Here is a 13,479-nt window from a genome sequence, read left to right on the forward strand (position 1 = left end):
ATTAATTTGCCTCACAGACAGAGAGTGTATCTAACTTCTCTGGTAAAGATTGTATTAGCCACGCAGTACGTTTTGATGAGTTGACGACAGCGCGAGGGGTGATCGTCGCGCCCGTAAATTGATCAAAATCGCCACCATCTTTTTTTACTGCCCAGTGTGGATCGTTTTCACTAGAAATGAATTTATTACTCAGCGTTGTGATCCAGTCCGAAATTCGTGTTTCAATTTTATCACCCAACCCTGGTGTTTCATTGTGTGCGGTAACACGCACACCAAGTACATTTCCTGTAAAGTCAGCACCCACAAGAAGCTCTATTGCTCCTGAATATCCATCTGGCGCAGTAGATTCTAATGCGGCAGCAACAGGTTTACCGTCTAAACGGGCAACATAAAGTTTATGGGGCTTGGTATTTCCTAATTCAGGAGCCATCAGCAGATAACAGTCTTTAGAAAGATTGTTGTTATATATTGATTGTGGGATCACCTGATCTAATAATTTTTGTTTCTCTAAAGAGACTTGTTCTGCAATGGTATTTGCCGTTAAGTGATAAACCACCGCAGTTAAACCTGTCGTACAGGCAGCAAAGATAGCTAATGTTAACCCATGACGTTTTAAGATTTCGATCATCATTTTCTCCTTGGATTAATGTCCGTAAACACGAGGGCGTGTATAGCTATCAATGAGTGGCACAGCGATATTGGCAAGCAATACCGAGAAGGCGATTGCATCTGGGTATCCACCATAAACGCGTATAACCCAAACTAATAAACCAATCATACCTGCATAAATTAAGCGCCCCTTAGGGGTGGTTGAGGCACTAACCGGATCAGTCGCAATAAAGAAGGCGCCTAACATTGTTGCACCGGAGAAGAGTTGTAATAGCGGTTGTGAATAACGCGTAGGATCAATACCCCAGCTAATCACAGAACATAATGCTAAAACAGAAATCATGGCAACAGGGATATGCCAGCTAATAATGCGTTTATATAGCAAAATTAATCCACCGACTAAATAAGCTACATTCACCCATTGCCAGCCAATGCCCGCAAATTCACCTTGTAAAATAGGTGTCGCTAAGACTTCGTTAATAGAGTGAGTTAATAAACCTGTTTTAAAGCTATCAAGAGGTGTTGCTTGTGTAATGCCATCAACAGAGCGTCTTAAATCTTCAAGCGTTAAGCCAGATGATGTATGCCCTGTAAAGAAGATACTTAAGCTATCCATGACATTGTAAGAGACTGCCTGTAATTCAACGGGAGGCATCCAAGATGTCATTTGTACCGGGAATGAGATCAGTAAAACGACATAACCCACCATTGCGGGGTTAAATGGATTTTGTCCTAAGCCACCATAAATATGTTTTGCGATAACAATGGCAACAAAAGTACCTAATACAATGATCCACCATGGTGCTAAAGGCGGAATACTAATGGCGAGCAATACACCAGTAAGAAGTGCAGAGTTATCTTTCAGATAAAGTAAGGGATCTTCTTTTTTGAGTTTTACACACAGTGTTTCAGTAACAAGCGCTACGATAATCGCTAACACAATTTGGTAAAGGGTGCCTAAGCCAAAGAAATAGATTTGGCTTAAGATCCCCGGCAAGGCAGCTAACGTTACCCATAGCATGACTTGGCTGGTGGACTGTTGATTATGCGTAAAAGGTGAACTCGCAATTTTTAATTTACTGTTGTTATTTTGTATTGGTCTGAATTTCATCTGTGATTAGTCCAAGGTAACTTCTTCTTTAGCTCGACGTTGTTCGGCTTCTTTTTTTGCTTTTACTCTAGCAATTGCAGCAGCAACGGCAGCTTTACGTGGATCGACTTCTTCTGGTTCAGCATTTTGAGCAGGCGCTTCATCAGTAGTTGTTTCTGTTGGAGCTTGTAAAGCCTCTTTTTTCGCTTTTACTCTAGCAATTGCGGCAGCAACGGCAGCTTTGCGTGGATCGACTTCCTCTGCTTCAGCATTTTGAATAGGTGCTTCATCGGTTGAAGATGATTGGGAAGCTTGTTGTGCTTTTTTGGCTTTAACGCGAGCTAATGCGGCAGCAACGGCAGCTTTACGTGGATCGACTTCCTCTGCTTCAGCATTTTGAATAGGTGCTTCATCGGTTGAAGATGATTGGGAAGCTTGTTGTGCTTTTTTGGCTTTAACGCGAGCAAGAGCGGCGGCAACGGCAGCTTTACGTGGATCGACTTCTTCTGGTTCAGCATTTTGAACAGGCGCTTCATCAGTTGAAGCTTGGGAAGCCTGCAGTGCCTTCTTGGCTTTAACACGAGCTAATGCGGCAGCAACGGCAGCTTTACGCGGATCGACTTCTTCTGCTTCGGCATTTTGAACAGGCGCTTCAACGGTTGAAGATTGAGAAGCTTGCTGTGCCTTCTTGGCTTTAACACGAGCTAATGCGGCAGCAACGGCAGCTTTACGCGGATCAGCATCTTCGCTCTCACTCGCTGTATTCTCACTTGATGCTTCTAGTGCTTTTTGTTGTGCTAATTTAGCTGCTTGTTTTGCTCTGACTTCTTCTTTCCGTTTTTTACGAGCGGCAATAGCGGCTGCGTTATCTGGCTCTTCACCTGCTTTAACAGAAATAATTTTACCGATATTTTGTTTTGCTTTTACGCGAGAGAGTGCGGATTGAACTTCACTCTGTTCAGTATCATCGAGTTTAACTGCTGCGCGTTGATGTCTTGCTTCACGTTCAAGTTTTTCTCGCTCCATACGTATTTTTTTCGCTTCAAAACGTGCTTTGGCTTCAGCCGCGCGCTTTGCCTCTGCATCGATTTCACGTATTTCTGCTTTTTCTTGGCGGTAGTATTGAACGAGTGGAATATTACTTGGGCAAACAAATGCACATGCACCACACTCAATACAATCAAATAAATTATGTTGTTGTGCTTTCTCATGCTCTTTACCTTTACTAAACCAGTAAAGTTGTTGAGGTAACAAACCACTAGGGCAAGCATCAACACAATGACCACAACGGATACAGGCTTCTTCAAGGTTATCTGTATCCATCTCTTCAACGGAAGGGATAAGTAGACAGTTCGTTATCTTAACAACAGGGGCATTTAAGTCTGGTAAGGTAAAGCCCATTAATGGCCCACCCATAATCACCATTTGTTCAGAGCCTGCTACAAAGCCCGTTTGTTTTAATAACGAGTAAATGGGTGTACCTAAACGCGCCCAGAAGTTACCCGGTGTTTTTGCTCCATTACCTGTAACGGTGACGACACGCTCAATTAAAGGCTCATCATCGATAATTGCGCGTTTGATAGCAACGACCGTACCTACGTTTTGCATTAAAACGCCAATGTCAGATGAACGACCTCCTGATGGTACTTCTTTACCCGTTAAGATCTTGGTAAGTTGTTTAGCACCGCCTGATGGGTATTTTGTTGGGATAACACGAATGAAAATACGTTTTTCATCAGGTACTGCATTTAAGGCGTGTTTTAATGCCTCAATGGCTTCAGGCTTGTTATCTTCAATACCAATTAAGACTTCATTAGGAGAGAGAAGGTGAATTAATACCTGACATCCTGCAATCACTTCATCAGCGTGTTCTTGCATTAAGCGATCGTCAGCGGTGATATAAGGTTCACATTCTGCTGCATTGACTATCAATGTTTTAACGAGATCGCCACCACCTTTTAATTTTGATGCGGTTGGGAATCCTGCACCGCCTAATCCTGCAATACCGGCTTCATGAATACGGCTAAGTAATGTATCTCTGCTTTCTAACTGGTAATTGATGATAGGTGATTTTTCTCGCCATTCATCTTTACCGTCAGACTGAATTCTTACCGCAATTTCAGGTAATCCAGAAGGGTGAGCACTTGGAAAGGGTTCTATTGCTATGACCGTACCTGAAATAGAGGCATGTACAGGTAATGTTCTGCCAATCCCTTTTGTCAGCGGTTGCCCTTTTAATACATGTTCACCTACGTTGACACAAAGTTGACCCGGTACACCTAAGTGCTGATGAATAGGAATAATGACTTCATCAGGTAAGTGCGCTATGCGCATAGGTGTACGACTTGACTGTAATTTCATTTCAGGAGGATGAATACCGCCTTTAAAATCCCAGATTTTATCTTTTTTAAATAACGAAAAGAGATTAAACATGAGCGTTATCCTCCGTCTTTAATGACGGTTCATCTTCAGGTGTTTCTTCAGGCTCTGCTGGAATGTTTTTAACAGGGATTGTGTTTAAATCCCATTTCCAGTTAGAGGTTGTGACTTTGACAGGAACCAAGGTTATACAATCAGTAGGGCAAGGGGGAACACATAAATCACACCCAGTACATAAGTCTTCAATAATAGTATGCATAGCTCGTGTTGCGCCCACAATGGCATCAACAGGACAGGCTTGAATACACTTAGTGCATCCTATGCAATTATCTTCATCAATTAAGGCAACTTTTCTAATTGGATTTAACGCTTCTTCGTCACCATCAAGCGGTTGAGGATCAACCCCCATCAATTCAGCTATTTTTAACATCACTTGTTCGCCACCCGGCGCACAACGGTTAATCATCTCACCATTGTTTGCAACTGCATCTGCATAAGGGCGACACCCAGGATGACCACATTGCCCGCATTGGCTTTGCGGTAATATTGCGTCAATTCTTTCGACAATAGGATCTTCTTCCACTTTAAAACGACGTGCGGAATAGCCCAAAATTAGTCCAAAGATAAGACCTAGCGCACCTAGTACGCCAATTGCTATCCATAAAGAATTCATTACAGTTTCACCAAACCACTAAAACCCATAAAGGCAAGAGACATTAAACCTGCGGTAATTAAACCAATTGAAGCACCTTTAAATGGCGCAGGTACATTGGCGACAGCTAATCTTTCTCGAATAGCGGCAAATAATACCATCACAAGAGAGAATCCCACCGCTGCACCAAAACCATACACAGCTGATTGCATAAATGTGTGGGCTTGATTGATATTTAATAACGCAACACCTAAGACGGCACAGTTTGTGGTAATTAATGGTAAGAAGATCCCTAACAAACGATAGAGTGTAGGGCTTGTTTTTCTTACGACCATTTCAGTGAATTGAACAACTACTGCAATAACTAAGATAAAGCTCAGTGTGCGTAAATAAAGTAAGTCCAAAGGAACTAAAATAAAATTATCCATCAGCCAAGAACTAATCGAGGCGAGCGTCATAACAAAGGTCGTCGCAAATCCCATTCCGATCGCGGTTTCTAATTTTTTTGATACACCCATAAATGGGCATAAACCTAGGAATTTGACGAGTACAAAGTTATTCACCAATACGGTGCCGACGAATAGAAGCAAGTAATCAGTCATTGTTATGCCAAAATTGTTAAACAGAGAAACAAAAAGCCTCCAGAAATAAAGAGGCTAAACAAGCGTATATAATATCAAGGGTAAAGATGCGGGGTTATCGAAGTTGTGTGAAAGTTTCACGAACACGCTTAGCATATTTGATATAAGGCACAAAACAGACTGTTGAGAAGACTGACCATAGAAGGGATTTTAGCGCTGTTTGGTCGTCAACAGGAGCAAAACCAAAGCTTTTAATGGCTAAGAGTAAGTTAATCAGTAACCACAAAATAAATAGACGTGGAAAATTTTGAGCGCGATAAAAAAATTGTCTTAACAGATATAACGTGAAGGCGAACATCACCCAGGTTGTTAATGCAGAAAGATACCAACTTGAGATTACATGAAAAGGAAGCTGGTGGAGGATCGAAAAATCTGAAAAATATTTAATAACATAGAGAACCGACATCAACCCAGAGCCAATAATCGACAAGATCATATACGCCAATGGCGCAAGCAACCACCCTGTAATAGGCGCTTTTCCTGAAAGGTTATTCGACGTGTTTGCTTTGAGATCAAATTTCATTAATTAATTATTCCTACTCGTATGTATAGAACTAAACGGGATATTATCACAAACTTTGTTATTATTTATTTAGCTACAAAAGTGAAAGTGATTTTTGTTAATAAAAAACAGCTAAAAATAGGATAGGGTGATGGCAATTAAACTTAATGTTGGAATTATCGGGTATGGCTATGCCAGTAAAACCTTTCATGCTCCGCTAATAACAACAACCGAAGGCTTAAATCTTAGTGCAATTTCAAGCTCTGATGAAAATAAAGTTAAACAAGATTTTCCTCACATTACGGTTTATGCTGATCCTCAAGCACTGATTAATGATCCCTCAATAGACTTAATCATTATTCCAACACCGAATAATACTCACTATTCACTGGCTTCACAGGCTCTGGACAAAGGTAAGCATGTTGTTGTTGATAAACCGTTTACTCTGACACTAGAAGAAGCTGAAAAATTGACTCAGCAAGCAACAGATGCCGGTAAACTTCTTTCCGTCTTTCATAATCGCCGTTGGGATTCTGGTTTCTTAACTGTTAAAAAGCTTTTAGCTGATAAAACACTAGGTCATGTCAGTGCATATGAAGCGCACTTTGATCGTTTTCGCCCAGTTGTTCGTCAACGTTGGCGAGAAGATGCAGGAATTGGTGGGGGGCTTTGGTACGATCTTGCGCCTCATGTTCTTGACCAAGCGGTTTGTCTATTTGGTGAACCTAAAGCGATTACTGCTGATATTGCTCAATTACGTCCTAATGCAAAAAATGCTGATTACTTTCATGCATTACTAGAATATGACAATCTTAGAGTTGTTCTTCATGCTTCTATGTTAGTTGCATCACCGACACCTATCTTTGCTATTCATGGGACAAAAGGAAGCTATGTTAAGTATGGCTTAGATACCCAAGAAGATGCCTTAAAAGCCGGTTATCTTCCTAATCAAACTTATAATTGGGGAATGGACAATAATGATGGTGAACTAACAATACTATCAGAGTCTGGTGAGTTAGAAACAACCACACTCACTACACTTTCTGGTGATTATCCTGCTTACTATCAACAAATTTATCGTGCAATTACATTGGGTGAAGAAAACCCGGTTACGCCAATACAAGCAACAGCCATTATGCGTTTGATTGAAGCTGGCGAAATTTCTAATCGTTTAAAACAAACTATAACGCTATAAGCAAAAAGGAGCGCTAAATCTAATGTCTTGGTGGCAAAAACTAAAACTCGATCCTTTCCTCATGATTATGATTTGTGTGGTGACGCTGGCAACACTACTACCCGCACAAGGCGATATTAAAATCCTGTTCCAATATCTTACGACCGCTGCGATAGCACTGCTGTTTTTCTTGCATGGTGCGAAGCTGTCTAGAGAAGCAATACTAGCAGGAATGGGACATTGGCGTTTACACCTTACCGTGTTTACTAGCACTTTTATTCTTTTCCCAATTTTAGGGCTGGGTTTGCAAGTTATTGTGCCTGAATGGATGTCACCCACTGTCTATATGGGCTTTTTATATCTTTGTGCGTTGCCTGCAACGGTTCAATCTGCCATTGCCTTTACTTCTGTGGCTGGGGGAAATGTTGCCGCTGCGATTTGTAGTGCGTCTGCATCTAGTATTTTGGGTGTTTTTCTGTCACCCGTATTAGTCGGTTTTTTAATGCAAACGCAAGGTTCTGCCAGTGATTTTGATACAGCAGGGGCGATTCAATCTATCTTACTGCAATTGATGGTACCTTTTATTATTGGTCACTTATCACGTCCTTTAATTGGTCGTTGGGTTGATAAGCATAAGAAATTAGTGAATAGAACGGATCGTTCTTCTATTTTGCTGGTGGTTTATGTGGCATTTAGTGAGGCCGTTGTTGAAGGGATCTGGCATAAAATTGATGGTTGGTCGCTATTACTGATTGCCGTAGTGAGTTGTATTCTGTTAGCGATTGTTATTTTTGTGAACGTGTACAGTGCAAGATTGCTTGGTTTTAATAAAGAAGATGAAATCACCATTGTTTTTTGTGGTTCTAAAAAGAGCTTAGCAAATGGTGTTCCTATGGCGAATGTATTATTTCCTGCAGCGACTGTTGGAGTAATGTTATTACCATTAATGATATTCCATCAGATACAATTAATGGTTTGTGCGGTGTTAGCACAGCGCTATGCTAATCAAGCTAAAGACGCTAAAAAGAAATAACGAATTTAAGCTGGTGGATAATCAATAAAATTAATTAAATATTGATTATCAAATAAATAAGAAAAAGCATCGAGTTAACTTTGTATCGGTGCTTTTTTATTTGTTATGAATATCATGATTTTCACTATTTTCTTTTTCATCTGCCAATGACGGGGAATGAGATTTAAAAGGAAGTGGTAAGCCAAATACAAGATAAATTAATAACACAAAACCCATATTTAAATAGTCAGATTTATTATTTTTCACATCAACCTTTAATTCACTATCGATGGGTTCTAACTGGTCGTTAATAGTATATTTACCTTGGTAAAGCGCCTTAAGCATTGCCTGTGCTTGTTCAAACTCTTTATAGTTAACGAGTAATTTTACGCCCCCAGTTGCTTGAGCATATACTTGGTTATTCCAAACAATATTTTCATCTAAAAGGATCGCATCAATGCCTTCTGATTGAAGAAAACCTGCTTCAATAGAAGCATCAAGTGGTGATAGATATTGTGCTAATAATTTATATTGACCTCTTGTCGGATGAATATTCCACATCGTTTTTCCTTAATAATAAATGACCCCTTGAAGATTAATTCTAGTCTAAGAGCCATTAATAATTCCATTTATTTTCAATAAAGATAAAAAAACCACCTGATAAACAGATGGTTTTAATCAAAAAGCGATAAAGTATTAGCGTGAACTTACTTTCTTAATTAATGCGTCACGTTCTGCTTGGCTAATAAATGCCATTTTTAAGCCATTAATTTGTGTTTGGCGGATTTGCTCTGGCGTTAATCCAGCAGCAGGGGCAGCAACGGTATATTCATGTTTTAACTCAATACCTTCAACCGCAGGATCATCGGTATTAAGAGAGGCAATAATGCCATGTTCTAAAAATGTTTTTAAAGGATGTTCTGCTAACGAATTGATGGTACTGGTTTGAATATTTGACGTTAGGCAAGACTCAATACCAATTTGATGCTCGGCAAGGTAGTCCATTAAGCGTGGATCTTCAATTGCTTTAACACCATGGCCAATACGACTTGCGCCCAATTCTTTGATAGCATGCCAAATACTTTCTGCTCCTGCGGCTTCACCAGCATGAACCGTAATATTCCAGTGAGTATCGCGAGCGCGATTAAAATGAGGTTGGAATAAATGACCAGGGAAACCTAATTCATCACCGGCTAAATCCAGTGCTGTAATTTTATCTTGATGTTTTAGTAAGCCATTTAACTCTTGTTGGCAGGCATTTTCACCAAAGGTACGGCTTAAAATACCGATTAAACGAATATCTACATCGTGTGATTGCAGTGCGCTTTGTACACCATCAACAATGGCTTCCACGACACCTTCAACCGGCAATTGATGTTTCATTGCCATATAATAAGGTGAGAATCGCAGTTCAGCGTAATCGATACCTGCATTAACCACATCCACCACGTTTTCATAAGCAACACGATGACATGCGTCTAAGTCAGCTAAAACCGCTACACCCCAATCTAATTTTTGTAAGAAGCTAACGAGACTTGGCTCATTTTTTGTAATTTGTACATGAGGGCGCAATGCTTCTAATTCGTAAGCGGGTAGCGCAATGTTATGTTGTTTTGCTAACTCTAAAATAGTTTGAGGGCGGATATTACCATCTAAATGGCGATGTAAATCGGTTAAAGGCAACTGTGTGTCAATCACGTGTTATTTTCCTTTTAATAGAAATAATGAAAATCTATCGTTTATAGTGATTTTCTTATAATTGGGTAAATATAAATGAGTTGCAGATTATTATGACTGATTTTTATTTTATTCACTAATAAATAAACTTAAATTGGTTATTTTTAAAACTAAAAATGCCGTTTTTTCTCACTTTTAAGTTGAAAAATAAAAGATAGAAAAAAGAAGTGTTTATTTATTAGCAATAACATTCAATGTAATTGACGTGTATTATCAAGTAAATTGATACATTGGATGTTAAGTTTAAAAACATTTATCATTATAATTGAAATATCTTATCAGTTATTTTGATAGGTTTAATGGAGCAAAATGAGTAAAAAAATAACTGAAATATCATTTCGTTATGATTTTATTTAATAGATGATTTGTTTTCTTCGGTTTAAAGTAGTTAGATAAAAATGAAAATATTCTTTTTATAAAGCAAATACGGTTTGTTTTTATTTTAATGTATTTGCATAAATATAATAGAACTAAAAAATAGAACATCTCTTTTATTAAATAAGGAATAAAGAATAGGAAATTAACGCCATAATAGGTTGCTGTTAAATAGATATATTCAACTGAATATAATTATTTACATGATGGCTTTTTAATAGAAACCTAATTATTTAAAATCAAGGCATATAAATATGAATGAGAATTCTGATTTCAATTTTGAAAATAAAATTAATAAAGTGCAAGACGAATTAATGTCTAAAATACTTCCGCCTTCATCTGCAAATAATCTTACTTATGGCTCACAAGTCGTTACCGGTGATGGTGCCATTGCATTAGATTTAGTTGTTGTTATTGATACCAGTGGTTCAATGGCCGATGAGTCGTCAGATTTAAGTAAAGATATTGATATTGCAATACAAAAAGCACTGGAAAAGTGCCCATCAAAACTTCGGGTAACTTTTTTAGGTATTGAAGGTACATGGGATGATACTAAATTTGATCAATCAGCTAGTGACTATTTAAAAGGGCTAGGCGTACCTGAAAGTCGCTTACAGGCAAGAAAGCCTTTTAAAGAGGCTGATGGGCGTGATCATGCGGGTAATAAAGAAGACTTATGTCGTGCAGTGATTGATTTAAGTAAGCATTTTGATTGGCGTGATGGCGCTCGTCGTGCTGTTTTTGTTTTGGGTGATGAAGGTATGGAAGGTGGCGGAGGCGTATTGACCAACGCTGCAAAGATAAAAAATGACGAAGCGATTGCAGTTGCTCAACATGAAAAAGTCAAAGTATATACCTACCAAGGAACACCAGACGATAGTGTAACGAACATCGATCGTTTCCCAAGTGTGGCTGATAGAGATCGCGTTACAAAAGAGTATGTACGTTTAGCGGAGCAAACAGGAGGGCGCTCTTATATTTACACCACAGGTATTGCGAATTTCTCTTTAGTATTACAAGAAATTCTCTGTGATAGTTTGACGTTACCAAAAATTCCTAAACCGCATGATAAAAAATCTAGCTGTAGCCATGTTTGTGAACAATTAGCTTCTATTATTTCAACAGTAAATACACTGGCAGAAATAATTAATAAAACCATTGATTCTTGCTGTAAAGATGAATGGGGGAATCGCCAGCTTCCGGCTAAAGATTGTGATTGATAATTAAAATACGATGCTAAAAAAATACCCCATTATGCAAATGGGGTATTTATTGATTGTTTGAACAGACTATTGCTTTAACAGCTTACCGTTCTAACAGTTTATCGTTCTAACAATAGATTAATTATTGAGCTTGTGCTGGTTGCTCAGGAATTAAAATGTCTTGTTCTTCGATAATTGCTGGATCTTCTGTCATCTCTTCTTGATAACCTTCTTCTGAATAATCAGAATCATCGTAATCATAAGATGATGCGCCCATGCCGAATAACATTGCTGCTAAACCTAACATTTGAGGCGCTTGGGTCACTTCCATAAACTCATCAAAAGTATACGTTTTACCATTCATGGTAAATTTATCAGCAGCATAGTTCAGTTTCATGCTTAATGCGTTACTATCTTTAGCAAGTAACATCAGAGGTAATGCATCTTTCTCGTCTTGAGAAATTTGGTTGATATTTTGCTGTAACTCATTTTTCAACTGTTCAATATCAGCCGCTGTTGCTACTTCGATCTCTTTTTTCTCTTCATCTGTTAATGCGGTTTCTTGGTAACGAGCTGCATCAAGATATTGAGTGGTGTTACGGAATTCAGCTAACATCGGAAGAGATAAATCAACATTGAAATCAATGTTTTTAAACAGATAGTTAAATAACTCTGCTGGTGATTTCTCTTGGCTTTCTAATACTTTAACGTTAAAAGCATTTAAGTCTAAGTTAAAGGTTAACTTACTTGCACCGCTTTTATTTGTTAAAGAGGCTTCATCGATACGGAAAACTAAGCCTTTTTCCAGAACATCACGAACGGCTTGTTCAACTATTTCTGAATTGTCGAAATGGTTTTTATTCCACGGTAACAATGAGTTGTTATAAACTTTGGTTAATAACAGCATCGCATCGGGATCAGCTTTATCAATTGAATAGCCAAATTTACCGGCACCAAATTCTAGCCCTGCAACATTCAGTGACTTAAAGTAATAAGTTTGAGAGATATTAAAGAGCTTATCTTTGATATCACTTTTTGTTGTCAGAGAAAAATCTTTCAGCGAGAAATCAGAGGCTTTGTCTTTGCTGGTATGTGCGATTTCAGCAAAATTTAATAATTGTTCATTAAATAAGTACTGATCATCGTTAATTTTTGTTCCAACAATAGAACCTGAAATATTTTTAATTGTGAAAGTTTCTTCACCATCTTTAGTCACAACAACTTGATCACCTTTAATTTTGGTTGCAAAGTTTGTTGCATTTTTGTCAGATGAGAACTCAACAGTGATAGGCGTCGTTTTAACTGTGCCACCGTTTTCAGCAAAATCGATAGAATTTAGTGTCGCAGTACCAGATACTGCACCATCGAAAGCTAAAGAAGTGTGACTACTAAGAATAGATTTTTCTTTTGTCAGTTTGAATAACTCTTTTGTTGAGTTGTTATCAACCAACGTATTATTCATCGCCGCTAATTTTGGTGCCAAATTAAATTTAGCCAGATCAGAAAGAGGGAATGGACCATGGTCAATATCAGTAGAGAAGACAACTTCTTCTACTTTTTTTTCTTGGTCTGCGTCTGCGTCACTAGTATCTGGTGAAATCACGACAACAAAGTCTGCATTAGAGGTGAAAACCCCTTTCTTATAGTCACGAATTTCAAGTTTTACATCAGCACCAAACTGTGCTTTTTTAGCAAGTTGCGCCAATTGTTCATTAGCTAGTTTCGTTTCTTCCTGTAAGCGACTTTCAATTTTGCTGCCCATGTACCACGACGCACCAGTCCAAACAACACCAAGTGCGACGATAACACCAACAGCGACAAGCGATTTCTTCATAATTCTAGTCCATCCTCTGTGTACATCTGGCGATGTACGTTATAAAGGCTGTTTTGTAACCCTTAAACAACCCGATAAATTGGTGATAAATTTTACTAAATTTAAATATAGATAATCCACATATATACATCGCCATCTATATTAACTGTAAATATAGATTTAGTGGAATAAAATCGCAATCAGAACTTACTTAGTTAATCGCTAACATAATGAGTTTAAAGCAAAATGAATATGATTTATAAGATAATTTAATTAAGGATTAAAATTCTTTT

At 38.3% G+C, this 13,479-nt stretch carries 12 protein-coding genes; 3 read left to right on the forward strand and 9 right to left on the reverse strand.

Annotation, left to right across the window (positions count from 1 at the left end; genetic code table 11):
- Nucleotide 1: 1 nt before the first annotated feature.
- The 6 genes from rsxG to BTA34_RS07135 form a co-directional block, all read right to left on the reverse strand.
- Nucleotides 2–628, reverse strand: a complete 627-nt coding sequence (gene rsxG, locus BTA34_RS07110) for an electron transport complex subunit RsxG (protein WP_151435044.1) — start codon at nt 626–628, stop codon at nt 2–4.
- A 15-nt stretch (nt 629–643) separates the two neighbouring features.
- On the reverse strand, nt 644–1,720 hold the full coding sequence (gene rsxD, locus BTA34_RS07115; protein ID WP_151435045.1) for an electron transport complex subunit RsxD: 1,077 nt from the start codon (nt 1,718–1,720) through the stop codon (nt 644–646).
- 6 nt (nt 1,721–1,726) lie between these two features.
- Nucleotides 1,727–4,132, reverse strand: a complete 2,406-nt coding sequence (rsxC, locus tag BTA34_RS07120; RefSeq protein WP_151435046.1) for an electron transport complex subunit RsxC — start codon at nt 4,130–4,132, stop codon at nt 1,727–1,729.
- On the reverse strand, nt 4,125–4,751 hold the full coding sequence (gene rsxB / locus BTA34_RS07125) for an electron transport complex subunit RsxB (RefSeq protein WP_151435047.1): 627 nt from the start codon (nt 4,749–4,751) through the stop codon (nt 4,125–4,127). Before rsxB ends, rsxC begins: the two co-directional genes overlap by 8 nt.
- Nucleotides 4,751–5,332, reverse strand: a complete 582-nt coding sequence (rsxA, locus tag BTA34_RS07130) for an electron transport complex subunit RsxA (RefSeq protein ID WP_006536930.1) — start codon at nt 5,330–5,332, stop codon at nt 4,751–4,753. The genes rsxB and rsxA overlap by 1 nt, the downstream gene beginning before the upstream one ends.
- A gap of 94 nt (nt 5,333–5,426) precedes the next feature.
- Nucleotides 5,427–5,894 (reverse strand): DUF2569 domain-containing protein, encoded by a 468-nt coding sequence (locus BTA34_RS07135; protein ID WP_151435048.1) that lies wholly within the window; start codon nt 5,892–5,894, stop codon nt 5,427–5,429.
- Between the two features lie 130 nt (nt 5,895–6,024).
- Here BTA34_RS07135 and BTA34_RS07140 point away from each other — a divergent pair, with 130 nt between their 5' ends.
- Nucleotides 6,025–7,068: an oxidoreductase gene (locus BTA34_RS07140; RefSeq protein WP_151435049.1), complete on the forward strand. Its 1,044-nt coding sequence runs from the start codon at nt 6,025–6,027 to the stop codon at nt 7,066–7,068.
- 22 nt (nt 7,069–7,090) lie between these two features.
- The gene (locus tag BTA34_RS07145; RefSeq protein ID WP_151435050.1) at nt 7,091–8,080 is read left to right on the forward strand and encodes a bile acid:sodium symporter family protein; all 990 of its coding nucleotides are present in this window, start codon (nt 7,091–7,093) and stop codon (nt 8,078–8,080) included.
- A 96-nt stretch (nt 8,081–8,176) separates the two neighbouring features.
- Here the strand turns inward: BTA34_RS07145 and BTA34_RS07150 are convergent, their stop codons facing one another.
- Together BTA34_RS07150 and add are read right to left on the reverse strand one after the other, a co-directional pair.
- The gene (locus BTA34_RS07150; protein ID WP_265576291.1) at nt 8,177–8,620 is read right to left on the reverse strand and encodes a hypothetical protein; all 444 of its coding nucleotides are present in this window, start codon (nt 8,618–8,620) and stop codon (nt 8,177–8,179) included.
- Between the two features lie 135 nt (nt 8,621–8,755).
- Nucleotides 8,756–9,757, reverse strand: a complete 1,002-nt coding sequence (add, locus tag BTA34_RS07155) for an adenosine deaminase (protein WP_151435051.1) — start codon at nt 9,755–9,757, stop codon at nt 8,756–8,758.
- Nucleotides 9,758–10,425: 668 nt separating this feature from the next.
- Between add and BTA34_RS07160 the strand changes: the two genes are divergently transcribed.
- Nucleotides 10,426–11,391, forward strand: coding sequence for a VWA domain-containing protein (locus BTA34_RS07160; RefSeq protein WP_151435052.1), 966 nt, complete (start codon nt 10,426–10,428; stop codon nt 11,389–11,391).
- A 124-nt stretch (nt 11,392–11,515) separates the two neighbouring features.
- On the opposite strand, the gene BTA34_RS07165 is transcribed toward BTA34_RS07160, so the two are convergent.
- Nucleotides 11,516–13,207: a YdgA family protein gene (locus BTA34_RS07165; protein ID WP_151435053.1), complete on the reverse strand. Its 1,692-nt coding sequence runs from the start codon at nt 13,205–13,207 to the stop codon at nt 11,516–11,518.
- Between the last annotated feature and the right edge of the window lie 272 nt (nt 13,208–13,479).

It is taken from the genome of Proteus sp. CD3 (assembly GCF_008808075.1).
In the GTDB taxonomy this organism is placed as follows: domain Bacteria; phylum Pseudomonadota; class Gammaproteobacteria; order Enterobacterales; family Enterobacteriaceae; genus Proteus; species Proteus appendicitidis.